The sequence below is a fragment of the Paraburkholderia sp. BGA-UO-ETr-F21 genome (assembly GCF_059567925.1).
Genome location: NZ_JCAQOY010000007.1, coordinates 368,894 through 388,431, shown reverse-complemented (window position 1 = coordinate 388,431; position 19,538 = coordinate 368,894). Strand labels below are relative to the sequence as shown.

17 protein-coding genes and 4 pseudogenes are annotated in these 19,538 nt (G+C 58.2%); 13 read left to right on the top strand and 8 right to left on the bottom strand.

What is annotated here, in order from left to right; genetic code table 11:
• Positions 1 to 23: 23 nt before the first annotated feature.
• Positions 24 to 137: pseudogene (locus AC57B1_RS06615) on the top strand (zinc-binding alcohol dehydrogenase family protein); the annotation flags it as partial.
• A gap of 221 nt (positions 138 to 358) precedes the next feature.
• Here AC57B1_RS06615 and AC57B1_RS06610 read toward each other — a convergent pair.
• From AC57B1_RS06610 to AC57B1_RS06600, 3 genes are all read right to left on the bottom strand, one after another.
• On the bottom strand, positions 359 to 2,053 hold the full coding sequence (locus tag AC57B1_RS06610; protein ID WP_496417013.1) for an FAD-dependent oxidoreductase: 1,695 nt from the start codon (positions 2,051 to 2,053) through the stop codon (positions 359 to 361).
• 5 nt (positions 2,054 to 2,058) lie between these two features.
• Complete coding sequence (locus AC57B1_RS06605) at positions 2,059 to 3,423, bottom strand: FAD-dependent oxidoreductase (RefSeq protein WP_496417012.1); 1,365 nt, start codon at positions 3,421 to 3,423, stop codon at positions 2,059 to 2,061.
• Between the two features lie 86 nt (positions 3,424 to 3,509).
• A complete protein-coding gene (locus AC57B1_RS06600; protein ID WP_408186893.1) occupies positions 3,510 to 4,949 on the bottom strand; it encodes a catalase in 1,440 nt (479 codons plus the stop codon).
• Between the two features lie 394 nt (positions 4,950 to 5,343).
• Here AC57B1_RS06600 and AC57B1_RS06595 point away from each other — a divergent pair, with 394 nt between their 5' ends.
• From AC57B1_RS06595 to AC57B1_RS06560, 8 genes and pseudogenes are all read left to right on the top strand, one after another.
• On the top strand, positions 5,344 to 5,712 hold the full coding sequence (locus AC57B1_RS06595) for a BON domain-containing protein (protein WP_408186875.1): 369 nt from the start codon (positions 5,344 to 5,346) through the stop codon (positions 5,710 to 5,712).
• A 45-nt stretch (positions 5,713 to 5,757) separates the two neighbouring features.
• Positions 5,758 to 6,783 (top strand): annotated as a pseudogene (locus AC57B1_RS06590) (alpha/beta hydrolase).
• Between the two features lie 540 nt (positions 6,784 to 7,323).
• The gene (locus AC57B1_RS06585; protein ID WP_496417011.1) at positions 7,324 to 8,376 is read left to right on the top strand and encodes a fumarylacetoacetate hydrolase family protein; all 1,053 of its coding nucleotides are present in this window, start codon (positions 7,324 to 7,326) and stop codon (positions 8,374 to 8,376) included.
• A gap of 121 nt (positions 8,377 to 8,497) precedes the next feature.
• Complete coding sequence (locus tag AC57B1_RS06580; protein WP_408492082.1) at positions 8,498 to 9,577, top strand: porin; 1,080 nt, start codon at positions 8,498 to 8,500, stop codon at positions 9,575 to 9,577.
• Positions 9,578 to 9,679: 102 nt separating this feature from the next.
• On the top strand, positions 9,680 to 10,033 hold the full coding sequence (locus tag AC57B1_RS06575) for a BON domain-containing protein (RefSeq protein ID WP_408186872.1): 354 nt from the start codon (positions 9,680 to 9,682) through the stop codon (positions 10,031 to 10,033).
• Between the two features lie 297 nt (positions 10,034 to 10,330).
• Entirely contained in the window at positions 10,331 to 10,966 is a 636-nt protein-coding gene (locus tag AC57B1_RS06570; RefSeq protein WP_496417010.1) for a YitT family protein, read from the top strand.
• A 274-nt stretch (positions 10,967 to 11,240) separates the two neighbouring features.
• On the top strand, positions 11,241 to 12,497 hold the full coding sequence (locus AC57B1_RS06565; RefSeq protein WP_496417009.1) for an MFS transporter: 1,257 nt from the start codon (positions 11,241 to 11,243) through the stop codon (positions 12,495 to 12,497).
• The gene (locus AC57B1_RS06560; RefSeq protein WP_408186869.1) at positions 12,494 to 12,964 is read left to right on the top strand and encodes a VOC family protein; all 471 of its coding nucleotides are present in this window, start codon (positions 12,494 to 12,496) and stop codon (positions 12,962 to 12,964) included. Before AC57B1_RS06565 ends, AC57B1_RS06560 begins: the two co-directional genes overlap by 4 nt.
• Positions 12,965 to 13,049: 85 nt before the next feature.
• Here AC57B1_RS06560 and AC57B1_RS06555 read toward each other — a convergent pair whose 3' ends face one another.
• Together AC57B1_RS06555 and AC57B1_RS06550 are read right to left on the bottom strand one after the other, a co-directional pair.
• Positions 13,050 to 13,556: a flavin reductase family protein gene (locus AC57B1_RS06555; protein WP_408186868.1), complete on the bottom strand. Its 507-nt coding sequence runs from the start codon at positions 13,554 to 13,556 to the stop codon at positions 13,050 to 13,052.
• Positions 13,557 to 13,646: 90 nt separating this feature from the next.
• Positions 13,647 to 14,996, bottom strand: a complete 1,350-nt coding sequence (locus AC57B1_RS06550) for an LLM class flavin-dependent oxidoreductase (RefSeq protein ID WP_496417008.1) — start codon at positions 14,994 to 14,996, stop codon at positions 13,647 to 13,649.
• A gap of 435 nt (positions 14,997 to 15,431) precedes the next feature.
• On the opposite strand from AC57B1_RS06550, the gene AC57B1_RS06545 reads away from it, so the two are divergent.
• Positions 15,432 to 15,710 carry a DUF4148 domain-containing protein gene (locus tag AC57B1_RS06545; protein WP_408186866.1) on the top strand — a complete coding sequence of 93 codons (279 nt, stop codon included), beginning with the start codon at positions 15,432 to 15,434 and terminating at the stop codon, positions 15,708 to 15,710.
• Positions 15,711 to 15,731: 21 nt separating this feature from the next.
• On the opposite strand, the gene AC57B1_RS06540 is transcribed toward AC57B1_RS06545, so the two are convergent.
• Complete coding sequence (locus AC57B1_RS06540) at positions 15,732 to 16,622, bottom strand: LysR family transcriptional regulator (protein ID WP_496417007.1); 891 nt, start codon at positions 16,620 to 16,622, stop codon at positions 15,732 to 15,734.
• 98 nt (positions 16,623 to 16,720) lie between these two features.
• Here AC57B1_RS06540 and AC57B1_RS06535 point away from each other — a divergent pair, with 98 nt between their 5' ends.
• Positions 16,721 to 17,257, top strand: coding sequence for a MarR family winged helix-turn-helix transcriptional regulator (locus AC57B1_RS06535; RefSeq protein ID WP_496417006.1), 537 nt, complete (start codon positions 16,721 to 16,723; stop codon positions 17,255 to 17,257).
• Between the two features lie 90 nt (positions 17,258 to 17,347).
• On the opposite strand, the gene AC57B1_RS06530 is transcribed toward AC57B1_RS06535, so the two are convergent.
• Positions 17,348 to 17,671: a helix-turn-helix transcriptional regulator gene (locus tag AC57B1_RS06530; RefSeq protein ID WP_408186863.1), complete on the bottom strand. Its 324-nt coding sequence runs from the start codon at positions 17,669 to 17,671 to the stop codon at positions 17,348 to 17,350.
• Between the two features lie 739 nt (positions 17,672 to 18,410).
• Between AC57B1_RS06530 and AC57B1_RS06525 the strand changes: the two are divergent.
• Together AC57B1_RS06525 and AC57B1_RS06520 are read left to right on the top strand one after the other, a co-directional pair.
• Positions 18,411 to 18,542: pseudogene (locus AC57B1_RS06525) on the top strand (transposase); the annotation flags it as partial.
• A gap of 44 nt (positions 18,543 to 18,586) precedes the next feature.
• Complete coding sequence (locus AC57B1_RS06520; protein WP_496417046.1) at positions 18,587 to 18,874, top strand: hypothetical protein; 288 nt, start codon at positions 18,587 to 18,589, stop codon at positions 18,872 to 18,874.
• A 79-nt stretch (positions 18,875 to 18,953) separates the two neighbouring features.
• On the opposite strand, the pseudogene AC57B1_RS06515 reads toward AC57B1_RS06520, so the two are convergent.
• A pseudogene (locus AC57B1_RS06515) lies at positions 18,954 to 19,238 on the bottom strand (catalase); the annotation flags it as partial.
• Positions 19,239 to 19,538: the final 300 nt, after the last annotated feature.

Sequence of the window (19,538 nt, the reverse complement as noted above, 5' to 3'; positions counted from 1 at the left end):
CCTGCCGCTTGTTTACCTATGGGTTGGACGACGAGCGTATCGCGGGCCACCGGCACATGTCGGTTTCCGCTGCCGAAGCGGCGGCGTTGCCGCTCACCTGTATCACAGCGTGGGAACTGCTGTTCGCCCGCCTGGGCAGCATATGGGCACGATCGGCGCGGACAATCTGCAGAAGGCGCACACGCTGATCGAAAGCAACGGGGCCTTGGGGAATATCGTTCTCGAAGACTTCTGACATCAGCCTACTGTGCGTGCGCTCATGGACGCTCCAGAAAAAAGCGTGCGCTGCCCAAACGTAGCGCACGCTTTTGCGCCGATATTGAAACAGGGAAAGAGTGCGGCGCGTAGGCGTGTATGCCTAGGCTTGCATGCTTAACCGACCCAGATGCTGATGGATCTGTGAGACAACAGCGGCGCCATCGCCGACCGCTGCCGCCACGCGCTTGGTTGAGCCGAATCGAACGTCGCCGGCGCAGAATACGGCCGGTACGCTTGTCTCGTGTTCAGCCGCGTGCGCCGAGGCCGCCGGCCCGGTAAGAACGAAGCCGCTGCGTTCCACCAGCACACCGCATCCGGACAGCCATGCGGTGTTGGGCGATGCGCCGATAAACAGGAATACATGCTCGGTCGGGAAAACCGCGCATTGCCCATCGTGTACGATTTCCGCGGACTCGAGGTTCTCCGCCCCGTGCAACGCAGTGATCTGCGTATTGTATTGAACGTCGACATTGCCGAGAGACGCGATGCGCTCGACCAGGTATTGAGACATGCTGGACTTCAGGTCTCGTCCGCGAACGAGCATGCTGACGCGTCGCGCGTGCGAGGCGAGATAGACGGCCGCCTGACCCGCTGAATTGCCGGCTCCGATCAGAAGGATGTCTTTGCCTGCGCATGCCTTGGCTTCCACTGGCGACACCCAGTAATACGCGCCTTTGCCTTCGAATCGCTCCAAACCCTGGATGTCTGGCTTCCTGTATGCCGCGCCAGATGCGATGACCACAGTGCGCGTGCTGATCTCGGCCCCGCCTCGAAGCCTCAGCCGGAGCGGTGATGCCGCGCAGTCGAGCGACTCGACTTCTGCGGGTATTGCCATGCGTGCACCGAACTTCTGGGCCTGAACGAAGGCGCGAGCAGTCAGTGCGTGCCCGGAAATTCCCGTTGGGAAGCCGAAAAAATTCTCGATGCGGGCACTGGCCCCAGCCTGCCCTCCCGGCGCGCGATGATCGAGGACAGCGACGCGCAGTCCTTCGGAGGCGGCATAAACTGCCGTCGCGAGACCTGCGGGGCCGGCGCCTACCACCGCGACGTCGAACACCTCGCCGGCAACGAACTCGGGGAGCCAGCCGAGTGCGGTGGCTAGTTCGGATTCGCTCGGCGCGCGCAAGATGATGCCGTTCGGGCTCAGGACCAGGGGATAGTCTGAATCGTCAGCGGCCCATTGGCCGACGTACTTCGCCATGTCACCGTCGGAGGCCGTGCTCACCACCGTGTGCGGAACGTTGTTGCGTGCGAGGAAACTCTGCAAGGAATTGAGCCTCGCGTTGTTGGCCCTGGTCACCAGGATGAGCCCGCTGCCGCCTTCGATCAGTCCCACTCGCCGCAGGATCAGCGCGCGCAAGATCCGCTCGCCGAGCTCCGCTTCCGCGATCAGAAGCGCGCGCAGCCGTTCCGGCGGCACATGAATAGCGTGTACGTCGCCCGCTGCGTCGCCGTCAACGAGGCAGCGGCCGCTCGAGATCTGCCCGACTTCCGACACGAAATGGCCGACGCCCTGTTCGTTGATCACGAGTTGCCGGTCGAACGCATCGCGACGGGTCACCTTGATCCTGCCGGACAACACCACGTACATCCCAAAGCCCGGATCGGCGACCTTGAAGATACGACTGCCATCGGGCCAATGGCAAACTTCGCCGAATCGCGAAATCCGGGCAATTTCCGCTTCGGTCAGCACCGGGTACTTCTGTTGACGGCGCGAGGTGTGTACGTCCGATTCGGGGCTCAGCTGCGACGATGACTTGCCGGTCGGGTCATCCGTGTCTGAAGGACGGCTCATGGGATTTACTTTAGGGTTGCAAACAGAAGGTTCAGTCCCTCGGACATCAGCGGGTGAGCGATGATCGCATCACGCAAAGCCGTATAAGGCAAGCCGCCGAGCATTGCCATCTGGACAGCCGTGGTGACCTCTCCCGCGCCCGAGCCTAGCATGGTGAAGCCGAGAATCTGCCCGGAATCCGGATCCACAAGTGCCTTCATGAACCCGCGCGTCGCACGGTTGGTGCGGGCACGCGGCACGGCCGCCATCGGCAGTTTTGCGACTCGATGAGGCAGGCCGCGCGCCCTGGCCTGCGATTCGTTCATGCCGATGCGCCCAAGCTCGGGGTCGATGAATAGTGCATAGGGAATCGTGCGCGACCTGACGCTTCGCGAGTGTCCTTCGATGCCGGCTTTGAGAACACGATAGTCGTCAAAAGACGCGTGGGTGAACATCGGCGTGCCGGCGACTTCGCCAATGGCCCACGTTCGTTCCGCCGTCGTGGCTAGCCGGTCGTCGACCTTGATGAAACCGTGTTCATCGCATTCCACACCTGCAAGATGCAGGTCCAGGATGTGGGTAGCCGGCGTCCTGCCGGCGGCGACGAGTACATGAGTTCCTTCCACCATGCTTTCGTCACTGAGCCTGATGCGCACGGTGTCACCGCTTCGGCCGTGAGCTTCGACAGGCCGTACATCGAGATTCACGTTGATTCCGTCGTCCTGGAAGGCTCGCAGGATTTCCACGCTGACGTCTTCGTCTTCGCGCATCACGAGGCGCGGCCCGTCGTTGATCACCGTGACATCGCTGCCAAGGCGTCTGAAGGCCTGCGCCATCTCCAGTCCGATGTAGCCACCGCCGAGCACGATCAGGTGCGAGGGCAGTTCCGGCAGTCTCAGTGCTTCGACATGGGTGAGGGGCTGAAGCTCACGAAGGCCCGGAACATCAGGGATCGTAGCGAACGTGCCAGTGTTGATATAGACGCGCTCGCCTTCGAACAGCTGTTCGCTGCCGTCGGCGGTCTGGACCAGAATCTTGCGCAAACCGACGAAGCGCCCCGTGCCTGTTACGAGGTGTAGTCCCGAGTCCTCAAACGCACGGCGATTCAGATCGACCATTCCGTCCACAACGGCTTTGACACTGGCGCTCACTTGGGCCATGTCCGTCTTCGATACGGGCTCCTTGTCGACCAGACTTCGTGCGTGGTGGTTGCGCGCGATCTGGATGAGGGTCTTGCTAGGAATGCAAGCCACGTTTATACATGATCCACCGATCATCCCTCGCTCGATCACCGCGACGCGCTTTCCCGCTCGGGCCAGATCCATGGCGAGCGACTTGCCACCCTTGCCGCCGCCGAGAAACAGATAGTCGTAATGCTGGACTTTATTCATTCAATTCTCCGATTCATGATAAGAACAATCGCGGCACGGCGCTGAGCCCGGCTTGCGCGTTCATCACCGTATGGACGGCTCAGTTGCTATTCGCGCCTGGAAATGGCGGCGCGAACGCCACTAGCGTATGCCGGATCGATGCGTTCAAAATGCGTGAGAGTTCGCTCGACGATCTGCTGCGGAACGCCGTGGAGGGCGCGAGCAATGTTGCCGAACAGGCGCGACCGCTCGCCCTCATCGAAAAGGCGGAACAGCCGTGCCGGCTGACTGTAGTAATCCGTATCCTCCCGATGGTCGTAGCGATCGACGGGACCCGCCTCGAGCGGCGGCTCGGCGACGCTCAGGTCTTGCGTGAAGTCGCCGAAGCGGTTCGGCTCGTAGTTCACCTCGTCTCCCAGATTGCCGTCGACGCGCATAACACCGTCGCGATGGAACGGGTGCAGCGCCGCCGCTCGCGAAGCGTTCACAGGAATCTGGTGGTGATTGACGCCGAGACGATAGCGCTGTGTGTCGCCATAGGAAAAAAGTCTGCCTTGCAGGAGGCGGTCCGGTGAGAAGCCAATGCCCGGCACGACATTGGCCGGTGTGAATGCCGCCTGTTCGACATCGGCAAAGTAGTTTTGCGCATTACGGTTCAACTCGATCATGCCCACGTCGATTAACGGGTAGTCGGCGTGCGGCCAGACCTTCGTGATGTCGAACGGGTTATACCGGCAGGTGACCGTTTCGTTTTCAGGCATGACCTGAATCTGGAGTTTCCAGCGCGGGAAGTTCCTCTCTTCGATGTTCGTCACGAGATCGCGCTGCGCGCTCTCGCGGTCTTCGGCGACCACTTGGGCGGCTTCGTCGTCGGTGTAGTTCTCGATCCCCTGCATCGACCTGAAGTGGAACTTCACGTAGAAGCGCTCGCTTGCCGCGTTGATGAACGAGAAAGTATGCGAGCCGAAGCCGTGCATCTGCCGGTAGTTCTTCGGAATACCCCGGTCGCTCATCAGGATTGTTACCTGATGCAGCGACTCCGGATGACGCGACCAGAAATCCCAGGCTGCGATGTTGTTGCGCAGATTTGTATAAGGGTCGCGTTTCTGTGTGTGGATGAAGTCCGGAAACTTCAAAGGATCGCGAATGAAGAACACAGGCGTATTGTTGCCGACGACGTCCCAATTTCCCTCGTCGGTATAAAACCTGATCGCGAAACCTCGCACGTCGCGCTCCGCATCAGCTGCGCCGCGTTCGCCTGCTACCGTCGAAAAACGCATGAAAACCGGTGTCTCCTTTCCGGGTTCGGCGAATACCTCTGCCTTCGTGAAGCGGGAAATGTCGTGTGTCACCGTGAGGGTGCCGAACGCGCCCGATCCTTTTGCATGGACGCGCCGCTCAGGGATGACTTCGCGGTCGAAATGCGCCAGTTTCTCCAGCAACCAGACGTCTTGCAATACGACGGGTCCACGGCTGCCGGCCGTCATCGAGTTCTGGTTGTCTGCCACCGGTGCACCGCTGGCGCTCGTTAAATATTGCTCGGACATTCTGGCTACTCCTCGTTGCTCTATTGATTGCACTGGACTGTCGATCCAGAGTCCGCCGTTTGCGGTAACAGATCGGGTTAATGCCCGGTCGCTCCGATATCGAAACGCTAGTGTCGAATCTCGCTCACGGAAATGTACACAATCGCCATAACGCGAGAAACCGTGCCTCAGTTGGTATTGCAATGACCAAAGAGGTCTTGAACCCTATGCCTTGGTATTGGTTAAGAAGCGCGGCGCCCGCCGCCCTGTACGTCGTGGGGAGCCTTGAAAGTGTTTTAGCAGAAAAGTCATATAAGCCGGCACATAAGCTGACTATGATTGAGCGCGAAAAATGGTTCTTTCTGAAAGTGGCCCCTACCACCATTCTCGCAACAACAACCCAATGGAGTCTGTAATGAAGAGGACGATCGCATCTGTCTTGTGCATCAGCTATGTCGCTTTCGGCGTCGCGGCCCATGCTTCTGTTTCTACTTATTCGCCACCGGTCGAAGATCACGCATCGAAGTCTGGATTCGCCAGTCCCGAGCGCAAAGCTGAACGCGCCGCAAACCGCGCGCTGGCAAAAAAGGTTCGCGTAGCGCTGACACACACTCAAGGTCTTGACGTATCGAACCTGTCTGTACTCGCGCGCAAGGGGGCTGTCACGCTTGCCGGTACGGTTCCCGATGACCAGCAGATCGTCCTCGCAGAGGCTGTGGCCCAAGGTGTTGATGGCGTCTCATCTGTCAAAAATAATCTGACTCCGGGGTACGCCGGTCACTAATTTGAACGGCTGATGGCGCGCAGTTCAGTTCAACGAGGAGAAAAAATGAAAATGATCACGCCGCGGGTTACTGTCTGTTTGGCAATGGCGAGTGCAGCGTTCGCTACGTCGGTTGGGGCGGCGCCTGTTCTGGAACCGACAACACAAGGCTTCATCGACGCGCTCGCGGCGCAGTCAGGGCCCCCGATCTACACCCTCGCGCCGGGAGATGCGCGCAACCTGTTGGCGGAGGTGCAGTCCAGGCCGACGGCAAAGCTTCCGGCCAGGATCGAGAACCGCACTTTGCCTGTAGGGCCAACAGGATCGGTGAAGGTTCGAATCGTCAAGCCGGAACATGCCGGAGGGCCGCTGCCCGTCGTCATGTACTTTCACGGAGGCGGTTGGGTCTTGGGCGATGCCGACACACATGACCGGCTGATTCGTGAGATTGCGAACGGCGCCCACGTCGCTGTTGTGTTCGTCGAATACGACCGCTCACCTGAAGCGAAATATCCGGTTCCTGTCGAGCAGGCTTATGCAGCGACCGAATATGTCGCTAAACATGGACGGGAATTAGGCGTTGATCCGTCGCGGATGGCAGTGGCGGGCGACAGTGTGGGCGGCAATATGACCGCAGCGGTGACGCTGCTCGCGAAGCAGCGACATGGTCCGGCTCTTCGATATCAGGTGCTGTTTTATCCGGTCACGGATGCGGATTTTGACGACGGTTCGTATCAGGAGTTTGCGAACGGGCCGTGACTCACCAAGCCTGCCATGGAATGGTTCTGGAACGCCTACGCTCCGAACGTAGAGGACCGGAAGAATGTTACGGCCTCGCCGCTTCGCGCAACGATTGAGAGCCTTAAGGGACTGCCGCCGGCGCTCGTGATCACGGATGAAAACGACGTGCTTCGGGACGAAGGCGAAGCTTATGCCAAAAAGCTCATTGAAGCGGGAGTGAGGGTCACGGCGACTCGTTACGTTGGCACCATCCATGACTTTGTCATGCTCAATGCATTGGCGGACTCGCCGGCGACCCGCGCTGCCATCCGGCAGGCAACTGATGCATTGCGGTACGGTCTGGCGAAGTAAATGCATGAGCGCAGCCGCGGCCGCATTGCGCGGCCGCCGTGATGAAAATAACGAAGCGATACTTATCCTGAGCTGCGTTCGACTATCGCAATCGCCCGCGGCGAATCACAACGTATCTTTACCGACGCCTAGCGCGTTCCTCGTTGCCGGGCAGGTCGGCTCCGGCGGCGCGACCGTTCATCGGACCGCTTTGCGATGCAGAACGGATCTGCCAGTGGCGTCTCTCACGGCTTCCGGGCGGCCACCTTCAAGGCGCACCGTCTCGATTGGCAAACGTCGCTCCTGAAGCTGGGTTGGCCGAGAAGGTATTTCCGTTATGGTCAATTTCGTCTGGCCTCGCGGTCGTCATCTCGAACTACGTGTCTGGCGGGCCCCCTTTCGTCTAGCAAGAAGTGCGTCCCCTCAGTACTCGACGGGACCCTATCGATTCGACATCGGACGGGCCGGGTCGAGAACTGTGGCCTGTGAGAAACGCTAACAGAATGCATTTCGAAGCTGTCGGCAGCAGATAATGCAACCGGCGATTCTAACGGATACCTCATGTTTGGCCGCGAGGCGTTCGAGCCGACGTCACATGTTTATGTGATTTCGGGACATCAAGCTGATTCCCATAATGGGCACCAGGCGAACCGTTACGCGAAGACGGGTCTATTCACCAACTGGAAGCCCACGATGAATTTTGGTATTGCTACGGTCATGAAGCCTGACCCGATGGCCGCACTGGAAATCGAAGGTCAATACTGGCCTTTTGACGTCTTGAAGCAGCGCGGGATCGATCTGCCAGCGCTGGAGGTCAAAGCGCTTTTTTCTGACTGGTTCACACATATAGAGCACCTTGCGCAGATTGCGGAGCGTTGCGTGGAAGAGCCCGCGCTAGCCTCGCTCGGCCTGGCTGCGGACGAGGTCACGCTCGGCGTGGCAATACAGTTTCCGAACAAGGTTGTTGCTGTAGGTGCGAATTACGCGAGTCATCTTGCCGAGATGGGATTGCCGGTTGCTCGCTGGGAGCCGCTGCCGTTCTTTTTCAAGCCGCCAACGACCACTATGGTGGGTCCCGGCAAGACCGTTGTGCTGTCAGCCAGAACGCGCCAGCTCGATTGGGAGATTGAGCTTGCTGTTGTCATCGGGAGGCGCTTAAGCGACGCGAGTCGCGACGAAGCCATGCAGGCGATTGCGGGATACGCAGTGGGCCTCGACATGAGCGCGCGCGACTGGATACAGCAGCCGGATTCTCCGCTCAAGGTGGATCTGATGCGAGGCAAGTGCCAGGACACGATGTGCCCCTTCGGACCAGTTATTCGGCCAGCCCACCTGATCAAGGATCCGCATCGTTTGCGTCTGCAATTGTGGGTGAACGAACAGCCTCGACAGGACGCCACGACCAACGAGATGTTGTACCGGATCGATGAGCAACTCAGTCTGATCAGTCAGTTCATCACGCTCGAGCCCGGCGACGTCGTATTGACCGGCGCACCAGCCGGATCTGGTGTCTCGTACGGAGCCTTCCTCAAGCCAGGTGATCGCATAAGAGCGTCCATCGAGCAGGTAGGCGTTCTCGAAGTAGAAGTGACTTCGCCGCCGAAAAAACTCTAAGTCGCTGCGCGGTGGCTGTTCTCGTACGCGTACGTCGGGTCTGAAGGAACCTGACGGCGCCGACAGCCTCACCGATTCGCCGACATACGACAAAAAAAATAGTTCTGGTTTGGAGACACCCATGAAAAGTTACCTCTCGACAGCACTCCCGATCGCGGCGCTACTCATCATGCCGACAGTCGCCGAGGCGCAAGGCTCAGTTACGCTGTATGGTCTGATTGATACAGGCATAACTTACGTTTCGAATGCCGGGGGGAAAAGCAACGTTGTTGCTAACGACGGAATCATCCAGCCTAGTCGTTTTGGCTTTCGAGGAAGCGAGGAGATCGGGGGAGGTACCCGGGTGATCTTCACCTTGGAGAATGGATTCTCGCTAAATACCGGCGCTTTTTCTCAAAGCGGCCTGATATTCGGGCGGCAGGCGTTTGTCGGTCTTGCCAATTCCGGATGGGGCGCGTTGACGATGGGACGTCAGTACGACTTCGTTTGGGATTACATCACGTTGTTCTCGATGGGTTCGCGCATTGGTGCCTTTGGTTTCCACCCTGGCGACTACGATCACCTCGGTGGTTCCTTGCGCATCAATAATGCAGTGAAGTATGCGGTAGAGCCGTTTGGCGGGTTGAGTCTGGGTTTGCTGTATGCCTTCGGAGGCCAGCCCGCTAGCGCGAGCAACGGTCGTGCGGTTGCTGCAGGCGCAAGGTACACGGGTGGCATATTCAGCGTTGCGGCGGCATATAACAACGTACATGACATGCCGCTTAACCCATCCGCACAGATTGGCACGTCCCTTGGGCCATCGTTTCCGCGGGGATTGTTCGTCGCGAATAACCTGCAGAATATTGAACTGGCTGCCAGCGTAACGGCCGGGCCGTCGTCCACGCGTGCGCTGTTCACCGATACCACAATCGACGCACCCGGCACCTCGGTGACAATGCGCTCCTACGAAGTCAGCGAGGTATACCAGTTCACGCCCGCGCTAGCGTTCAGCGCCGGCTACTCTTTCACCAGAATGTCCACCGCAATATGGCGCAATACGAGCGCTGTGCTTGACTATTCCTTGTCAAAGCGCACCGATGTCTACGTAAGTGCGGCCTATCAGAACGCCAGCGGTGGCGCTCATGCAGCCTTTCTTACCGTACCGGCGTCGAGCAACGGTCACGAGACTGCAGTGCGAATTGGCATGCGAACGTTCTTCTAACCTTCCAGCGCCGGATTCGGCGAAGGCTGGACGGCGCCGATTGTGCTGCACCGGGAGGTCCCGCTGCGCCAACCTTACACGTTTTCTGGGGTAGGAAGAAATATGAACTATATCCGTAAGAACAGGCTTTTCCTCGGAGCACTGATGGTCTTTGTGTCCTTCAGTGCAAACGCAGAAGTCGCTGGCGACGCGACCCCGACTGCGTCGTCTGTAGTAATGCGCACGAAGACAGTCAAAGCAGCGGACCGTACGTTACAGCGCAATGTACGGCGCGCGCTTGCGAAAACGAAGGGGTTGAATATTGCGAACCTTACGGTTCGTGCACGCGATGGCTGCGTAATGCTGGAAGGCTCGGTTCCAGAGCAATCCCAAAGCGATCTTGCTGCACAGGTCGCCAGCGCGGTGGTTGGTGTGAAATCGCTGAAGAACGCGCTGACGCTACGACCGATTCAATAGCGAGGGGAGGGCGTTGTTGGCTCGAGCGCGCCTGCGTTGAAGAAGTGCAGTCACACACCCGTCGGTTCTTGATGTGGGATGGGACTACCGCTACCAGAAGCGTGCGCGCACTTCGGAAAGAGCTGCCCCGGTCGTTGACGAAAAGTCAGTCGATTTCTTCTAAAACCACAGTTTCCCGTTGAAAATGAAGTGATTCTCCTTGCGTGATCGCCGGATACTGAGGCGTTTTGCATCCCGCGACGCGCGTATCGCTGGTCCAGCCCATAGCCGTGGCTTTTCGCCACCGACGTGCTCACGATGGCATCAGCTCAACCCTCGCATTCCACCCGGCCCGCTTCTCTTTTGCGGCATCGACTGTACGAGGACGCGTTTGCTCTGATAGTGGGTGCGCTGCTCGTCTCGACAGGCATCAATCTGTACAGCAGGGTGGGGCTGCTCACCGGAGGCACAGCGGGGCTGACCTTTCTGATTCACTATCTGAGCGGCCTCCCGTTCGGGCCGGTCTTTTTCACCATCAATCTTCCGTTCTGCTATTTCTCACTACGCCGAATGGGCAAGCGATTCAGACGAAAGTCTCTGATCGCTTCCGCGCTCGTCTCCGGATTTTCGATGGCCCATCCATACCTGGTCCAGTACGAGAAGCTCAACCTTTTCTATTCAGCGGTACTAGGGGGCGTCCTCATGGGCACGGGCTTCGTCGTACTCTTTCGCCATCAGGCAAGTCTGGGAGGGGTCAACGTGGTCGCACTGTTCCTGCAGGAGCAGTACGGGATTCGTGCCGGCAAGCTGCAAATGTCCGTAGATATTTCCATTGTGCTGGCATCCGTATTCCTAGTGAAGCCTGTGGTATTGCTGGCATCTCTCGCAGGCGCAGTGGCCCTCAATATGGTGATTGCGCTTAACCACCGTCCGGGTCGGTATACAGGAGCGTAGGCAGTTCCCGTAAACCGCGTGCAATTGGCCACGTTGCTTCTATCGAACTATCAGCATCGCCGTCCCTGTCACAGTATTGTGTGATTGGAAACGCTCTGACGCCGGGGGATACTCGGGCTTAATGTTCCAGTTTGCTGGACGAATCATGCAAGTTGCAGCGACTCGCGTAACGCATGCCATCCAGGCCTCGGAACGGTGCGAGCCAATGCTTCCATCCATCTAACCGACGCGCGACGCCTTCGCATCGAGAGCGGCAGTTACTTATCGTGTGACCATGACTACTTTCAAGAACGAACTGCGTGACGGATGGCGCGACATTGCCGGTGCTGCAATCGGACTAGGTTGCGGCATTGGCGCATATACACCGGTCTCCAGCCTTTTCTTTCGCGCACTCGAACATCAGTACGGCTGGAGCAAAGCGGCGTCAACAGCGTCGCTGGTTGCGCTGCCGGTGACGGCGGCCGTGCTGCCATTGGTGGGCATGCTGCTTGACCGCTATGGAGTGCGCCGGATAGCTGCAGCATCTGCGCTGGCGGTTGCGCTTTGCTACCTTGGTCTGTCAACCATGACGGGCGAACTCATCCAGTTCTACGTTCTCATTCTACTGCTCAATGTGTTCGGTGCAGGGACGGGACCGATTAGCTACACTCGCCAGATCGCCGCTCGGTTCGTGGCCGGCCGGGGCGCAGCGCTGGCCTGTGCGTTGGTTGGCATTGCGGCGGCTGGCATGATTCTGCCAGCAGTGCTGTTTCATACCCTATCCCTCGGCGGCTGGCGATCCGGCTATCGTCTGATGGGCTGGCTTACTCTTGGAGGTGTATTCGTCGCGCTGCTTTGCATCGGCAATCGTCGGTCAGATTCGTCGGAACTGGCTGCCGAGCAGACAGGACTGAGCGCCGGTCAGGCGGCCCGCACGACAGCGTTCTGGTGTCTCGGCATAGCGATTTTCTTCGTCAGCGCAGCGACGATCGGCTTCGTTTCGCAAGCTCAGTCTTTGGTGATTGAAAAGGGGATCGCACCCGCTCGCGCGGCGTTGTTACTCTCGGTGCTCGCGGGGTCCGTACTCATCAGTCGCGTCGTAATCGGAAGAACGCTAGATTTGGGCCACCCAAAGCGTGTTGCGGCGGGCGTATTGACTTTGGCTGCACTCGGCGCAGCCATTTGGCTCGGCCGACCCGAAACCGTGGGCGCGATCTTTGGCGTGGTACTGCTTGGCTTCTCAATCGGCGCGGAGCTCGACTTGCTGTCGTTCTTTATTGCGGCCTGTTTCGGATTGCGCCACTACGGTGTTATCTACGGTTGGCTTGGCGCATTCTTCTATGCCGGCATGGCAGCGGGCGGTCTTGGCTACGCCATCGTGCACGACCGTACAAGTTCATATCAAGGCGCGATCCTCGGTTCGGTGTTCCTGCTGCTGGCGAGCGCCGGCCTGTTTCTCATACTGCAGGTACGCGGCACGAAGGACGCGAGTCCCAATCGCACCGCCGAGGTAGCCGTTAATCCAGCCCTCAACCAAAAGGAATTCCCATGACGCGTCCGTCCATTGATGGTATTCATCACCTTAAATTTTCGGTCTCCGATCTCGAAAGCAGCCTGCGATTTTACGAGGTCGCGCTCGGCGCGCAGCGTCTGAGGGAACTCGACCATCGCCGTCCCGACGGGGAATTGTTCGCGTACATTCTGGCAATCGAGGGTCTCGGCACCCACCTCGAAATCAGGTTGTCGCCGACGGCTGCGGCGGCCGAAGCGGGGCAGGACCATCTCACACTGACTGTCGATACACGCGATGAACTCGAAGCGTGGCGTCAGCACTTTGCCGACGTTTCTGTGCCGCATTCACCCGTGCTGACGGGGATCGTCGGATGGTTGCTGATTGTCGAAGATCCTGACAAACGACGGATCCGGTTTTATACGCGGGAGACGCATGCGCCCGGAGAAGGCGTTTCTTCTGACGCATATTGGCTCGGTACTGACCACGAATCTCAAAAATCGTCCTGATTGTAAGTATCTGCTGCACGGGGCATAACTCCAGAACCATGCTCGAGGCATTCGCGGCTTAGCGCGGCGAATGCTTTCTTGTTTATCACGAAGGTAACTCTGCAACCGATGCGTAACGTCCATTTGCATAGAGAAGCGGCGCGACCGGCGCGCTCGCATCGGCGTTGACGATGCTGTCACAGGTACCGATGAAGATGTCATGCGTGCCGTACGAAAAGACCGATGCGACTGTGCAAAATAAGTTTGATTGCGAATCGGTAAGGTAAGGTAGTCCGGTTGGGTTGGTTGCCCACCTGCCGACAGCAAATTTTTCGGTTGGATGGACGGTCTTGCGGCCAAACGCAGCCGAGACGTCCCGGTGCTGTGTACCCAGAATGTTCACGCAAAAGCTCGACGCATTACGTAACGCCGCATGAAAGATGTTGGTGCGATTCACGCACACCAGCAACGCTGGTGGATCAGCACAGAGCGACGTGACCGCAGTTGCTGTCATGCCGTACCGCAGGCCACGGCTATAACACGTCACAATATTCACGGAGGCAGCGAGACGCCTCATGGCGTCGCGAAATTCGTCTTCAATTGCTGGCTGCATGGTGGGTATCCATCGGTGACTGTGGCATGCGAAGGGCGTCCTGTGAGCAAAGCGAGTTCATCGACGTACGCCGTCTCCCAGGACCCCGTATCATTGGGCGGGGGTGCCGACGAAGCTATTGGTGGGTTTCGGGAGGTCAAGGTTCTCGCGCAGGGTTGTGCCCTGATACTCGCGTCGGGCGACACCGCGTTCTCGAAGGATTGGTAGGACGAGGCGGTCGAAATCGTCTTGAGCCTGGGGCATGACGCCCGGTATCAGCATGAATCCATCAGCAGCATCGTCACGATGCCAGTCCATCAGGGTCTCGGCCACCCGTTGCGCGGAGCCAACCAACGTGTAGTGGCCCCGCCCCGGTGCAAGACGCGTATAGATTTCGCGAACGGTTACCTTCTCGTCGAGTCCCATCGCGCGGATCATATCCAGTCGACTCTTGGACGTATTAACGTCGGCGATCGGAGGGAGCGGCTGGTCGATATCAATGCTGTCAAAATCTGCCTTCCCGAGCAGCTTCGCCAGTAGTTCAAGCCCCACTTCAGGATGAACGAGTGACTGCAGTTCCGCAAATTTTTCCTGCGCTTCTTTTTCGGATTCACCCACTACCGCGTAGACCCCCGGCATGACAATCAGCGAGTCCGGGGAACGTCCGCGTGCCGCAAGACGACCTTTCAACGATCTGTAAAACTGCTGTGCATTGCTTTTATTCGCCTGTGCGGTAAACACGATGTCGGCGCTGGCGGCTGCAAGGTCCTGTCCTGGGCCCGACGATCCTGCCTGGATAATCACGGGATGTCCTTGAGGTGGGCGCGGCGCATTGAGTGGCCCTTGCACGGCGTAGTACTTGCCCCTGTGGTTTAACGTGTGAAGCTTTCTGGTGTCCACTGCAACGCCCGTTTCCTTGTCGCCGATTAAAGCACTTTCTTCCCAGCTATCCCAAAGACGCCTTACAACATCGACATATTCTGCGGCGCGGGCATAGCGGTCCGCATGCTGTGCGTGAATGTCCAGTCCGTAGTTGCGTGCCTCGAGATCCGACTGTGACGTAACAACATTCCAACCAGCGCGTCCGCCGCTCAGGTGGTCCAACGACGCAAACGTTCTGGCGGTGGTGTACGGCGCCGAATAGGTTGTCGAAAGCGTGGCGGCCAAACCGATATTTCGCATAACGACCGACAGTGCGGAGAGCAAGGTCAGCGGTTCGAATTCCAGATGAGGATGGCGCGGGTATCGGCGTGCTCCCCCGCGCTCGCCATGACTCATATAGAGCGAATCTGCGATAAACAGAAGGTCGTAGCGGGACCGCTCCGCGTTTTCCGCAATCCTCCTGAAATAGCTGAAGTCGGTCGCAGCGTCAGTCTGGACGCCCGGATGACGCCATCCGGCGCTGTGGGTACCAGTTGTCGTCAGCAGCAGTGCCAGAGGCATTGGCTTTGGAGCATTCATCGTCCATTCCAGGGGGGCGGTTAAGGTCCGGGTATCCGGGCATCACGAAGCTTCTCGCGAATACGAACTCGCGAAGTGCAGGGCGCGAGCGATATTGGTATGGGGCCTAACGATTTAAGTATAGTCACCACGATAGTGGTTGCAATCGCTGGAAAACCCTGATCCAGTAAGACCCGAGAGGCAAATTTATACGCGGCGCAGGCCTCGAATTGATTTTGTCCGGGACTTGTATCTCGTCGAACCTGGGTGCTCATCCCGCGTCCATTGCCGGTATCGCGGCATGCCAACCGCCAGCCGGCGGAGATGCGAATTTCGGGGAGGAGGCGATTATTGCCACAATGTTCGCAATGCATTGCAAAAGACGGGGCCACTTGCTGAACTCAAAGCCCTATACTTGGAAGAAATCAATTCGGTAAGGGCTTGAGTAAATCTGTCATGAAAAGAAACATTGCCGTCTGGCTCGGGCTGCTTTCATGCAGCGGTACGGTCCTTGCACAAACCAGTTCCGGTTCAGAGCCGGTCGCTGCGACAGTCATACGGGAAAATGGGCTAAGCCGTGCAGAGGTCCAGGCGGAATTACTTTCGGCGGAAAAGGCCGGCGTGTTGCCAATGAACGATTCGAACTACCCGTCCGCGCAGTTGGCGCATGCGCGCGGCGCGGACGTGCGCTCTCTTACCGCGCCGCAAACGCTGGCCCGCCGGACGCAGCAATAGCCTGGCGATTCGCTGCTGGCGTCAGGCGAAGTAAGTCACGGCGAGATCAATGAAACTTCGTACTTTCTGTGGGACAAACTGCCGACTTGGGTAGACGAGAGCGATTTCGACGTCTCCATTAGCAACGCGATATGTTGGTAGCAGGCGGATCAGGTTGCCCGCCATCAGGTCGTCAGCGACAAGACTTACCGGCAGAACGGCCACGCCCATCCCGGCGAGCGCCGCCTGTTTGAGCATCATTGCATTGTTGACAGTAAAAGAGGGATTGAACGGCACCCGTTCTTCGGTGTCGTTGGCGAAGGTCCAATGCTGCAGTCCCGTCTCTTGGGGCGGACAAAGGAGACGATGCCGGACAAGGTCGGCTGGCACAATCGGCGAACCGGCGTCTGCAAGATAGCGCGGTGATGCGACAGGAATTCTGGCCGCACGAACCAATCGCCTGGCGACCAGCGACGAGGAGCTGACCATGCGGTCAACGACGATTCCCACATCGAAGCCGGCGTCCAGCATGTCAACGTGCTGTTCGGTCAGAGTTACGTTCAGACCGACTCGCGGGTATTGCGTCTGGTACGCGGCAAAAAACGGCGCAAGCTGAAACAGCGAGAAGCTTCCCGACGCTACCACTCTCAAGTCGCCTGCTACTTCTCGAGATGTCATTGTCGCGCAAGATTCGATGTCTTCAATTTCGGCGAGTACGGAACGACATCCCACGGCATACTGCGCTCCCGCTTCGGTGAGGACCACCGTGCGGGTCGTGCGCTGGAGCAGTCGGATGCCAAGGTGCGCTTCGAGGTTGGCCACGTGACGTGTCACGATCGAAGTCGACAGATTAAGTTGCGACGCTGCCTGTGCGAAGCTGCCGGTATGGGCGACCCGATCGAAGACGCTCATAGCCTGAAGAAGATTAATCATTGTCGTGTTGAACCGAGGCGGCGTCGAACCTATCCAAAAGATAGTATGCTTGTGTTGATTCTGATCCCGACCCACGTTCCGAGATTCAATTCCATCGCATGGCAAAGAAAGATCCACTAATCAAGCACGGGCAATATGCGCTACCGCCGACGTGGACGGCGCGTTATCACCAAAACTATCCGGATTTGCCTGTGGTGATTTTCGATGCTATTTATGCATTGCGTCGGACGGCGCAACGCATGGACAACGCGTTCGCCGCTTGGCTCGCGGACACTGGCTTGACGCCGGCCAAGATGGGCGTGTTGATGTTGATCTGGGCGGCGGGCGACGAAGCAGTAAGTTTTTCGCGACTTGGCAGCCAATTATCGGTGACACGTGCCACTGTCTCCGGGCTCATTGATGGTCTCGTAAAAGACGACTTCGTCGAGCGTGTGGAGGATTCTGTCGACCGGCGTAATCTGCGTGCCCGGCTTAGCAAGAAGGGACGCGCACGTCTGAAGCGAATCATGGACGATCATTGCCAGCGACTGTCTCACGCTTTTGGAAGCATTGATGGCAGTGAACTCACGACGTTGACAGATTTGCTCAATCATCTGGCTGATCGCGCGGAAGCGACTAGCGAAACTGTGCGGTAAGCCGGGTGACCGCCGCCAGAGTCATTGCACTCGCGACAGTTGTTACGCTTCTCACACGGCCCGCGACTCAGCGTGTCGCACTTGGCCCGCTTAGGCACTCCCCGATGGCACTTCGACGCTTCTTCGCGTTATCAAGTGTCGGAACGTGAGCATGAATAGCTCGTTCTGAGACGTGATACGCAGCTTTTCGTAAATGCGCTTCCGATAGGTCAGCACGCTGTTGATCGAAATCCCCAAATTAAGCGCGATTGCCTCTGACGTATAGCCTGTCAGGATGCCCAAACAAACGGTGCGCTCGCGAGCAGTGAGCGGCGAAAATGCTTGCGTGTCCGCGAGAATCCAGTCATCGCTCAGTCCAACGGGACGCGCTGTCGACTGCTCGTTTCGCAGCGCAGTGCCTTCCATATTGCTCATCACATTCGCTCCTTCCCACCTGCGCCCTCGTGAATCCGGCGGCGCCGGTTATCTCCCGTTTAGGTAGTCACGGCCTCCTTCTCAATTCGTAAGGAGCCTGACGGTTGCGAGTATAGAACTCCGCCATTTGTTGGCGCAAGGCATGGAAAACCCTGCAGCAGGGTCTTTTCGTTAGAACGGGTGACCGGGTAATGAGCAACTCTTGGGACTTTTGGCATGTGCGACGAGGGGGGCGACCTGGCGCGTTACGACCTGCCGCCATCCACTTTGAGATCCCTATCTGGAGCCAGATCGCCGGATCAAAGACGAGTTGCCGAGTGACTCGTGCAAACTCGGTATAACCGGGAAGAAAGGGGATCGGCCTCGGTGAAACGGTCGGATCCGTGGCTAGGCGTCGGGGATTGCGGTGCCCTCTGTCTTCGCCGGTCATTTGCATCACGGAACGAAGTACCCGCCCTCTTCGAAGCGACAATCTCTAAGGCTGCTTCTTTCGCACGCAGCTTCCTGCATGGAACGCGGAGTGTAGCTGCCGGGCATAGTCAACGCGTGGTCGAAATCTCCGAGGAGAGCAGGAATTAACGCGTCGGGCGTCCGGTTCTTTCAAGCGAATGCTGCCGGGTAGCGCGAAGCAAAATCGAGGTGGTATATAAAACTAGAGGGGCCGCGCAAATTCGGACAGCCGGATTAGAGGAACGTTCTGGGCTGAGCCGGCGATAAGGTCGACAAAGGGACCAGGCAGATGGCGAAGAGAGCCCGGCGGACACATCCGGCCGCGTTCAGAGCGAATGTGGCGATGGGGGCGGTCGAGGGTGAGCGGACGCAAGCCGAATTGGCGCAGCTGTTCGATGTGCACCCCACCCAGAACACCATTCGCGACTCGTTGGACGCCATCGATCCCGATAACCACGAAAACCGTTGTTTGCCGCCGAGCCGGAGCCCCTCTGGAACGATGCGGTAGCAACTCAAGCCCAGCGCACCGGCGAACTCGACCCGCTGCGCGAACAGCCGGTAGATTCACTCAGGAACGCCGCTCGCGACGAACTCATAAGCTTCGGAATGGACCTGTCCCGGCTTTGGAATCACCCGGCCAGTACCTTCGAAATCAAAAGACGTATCTTGCGTACTGTTCTCAAGGAGATTGGTTACGAAGCCGGACCACATCATCCGAGCGCTTCTTCACAGGCAGCGAGGCCAACACATTGAACTCGAACTCCGACGAACCGGACTGGGCAACATCGCTGGGTCACCGATAGCGAGACGATTGATACCATCCGCGCGTTGGCGTCGAAAAGCGCATGAAAAGCGGCGTGTCCTTACCGATCTGGGTGAACACTTTCGCCTTCGTGTAACGCGAAACGTCATATGTAACTTTCAGCGTGCCGAAGGCGCATGGCCCCTTCGCGTGAACGCGACGCTCCAGAATCACGTCGCGGTCGAAGCGAGCGAGCTTCTCCATGAGCCAGACGTCTTGCAATACGACGGGGCTGCGACTGCCCGCTGTCATCGAATTCTGATTGGCTGGCACGGGCGCGCCGCTCGCGGTCGTTAGTTTTTCGCTCTGAAATATGCACTCTTGCGCGAGGGTGGGTCACGCTGGGGAAATGTTCAGGAGCGCTATATCGTGTGGAACTGTCTTGCAGTTGGTATAGGAGTGCCTAAACGGATCATGAAACCTATACCTCGGTATGGCTTTAGACGCAGGATGCGAACCGGTGAGAACATCGTTCAGCAGATATCCAGCGCTCAGCAGATATCCAGCGCGAAGCATATCCGTTGCGGGTTCAAAGAGAATGTCCTAAAACACTACCTTCTACGTCGTTTGCACCGCATGCTGTTTGCTCCACAATTCGCGCATACCATCTTCTGA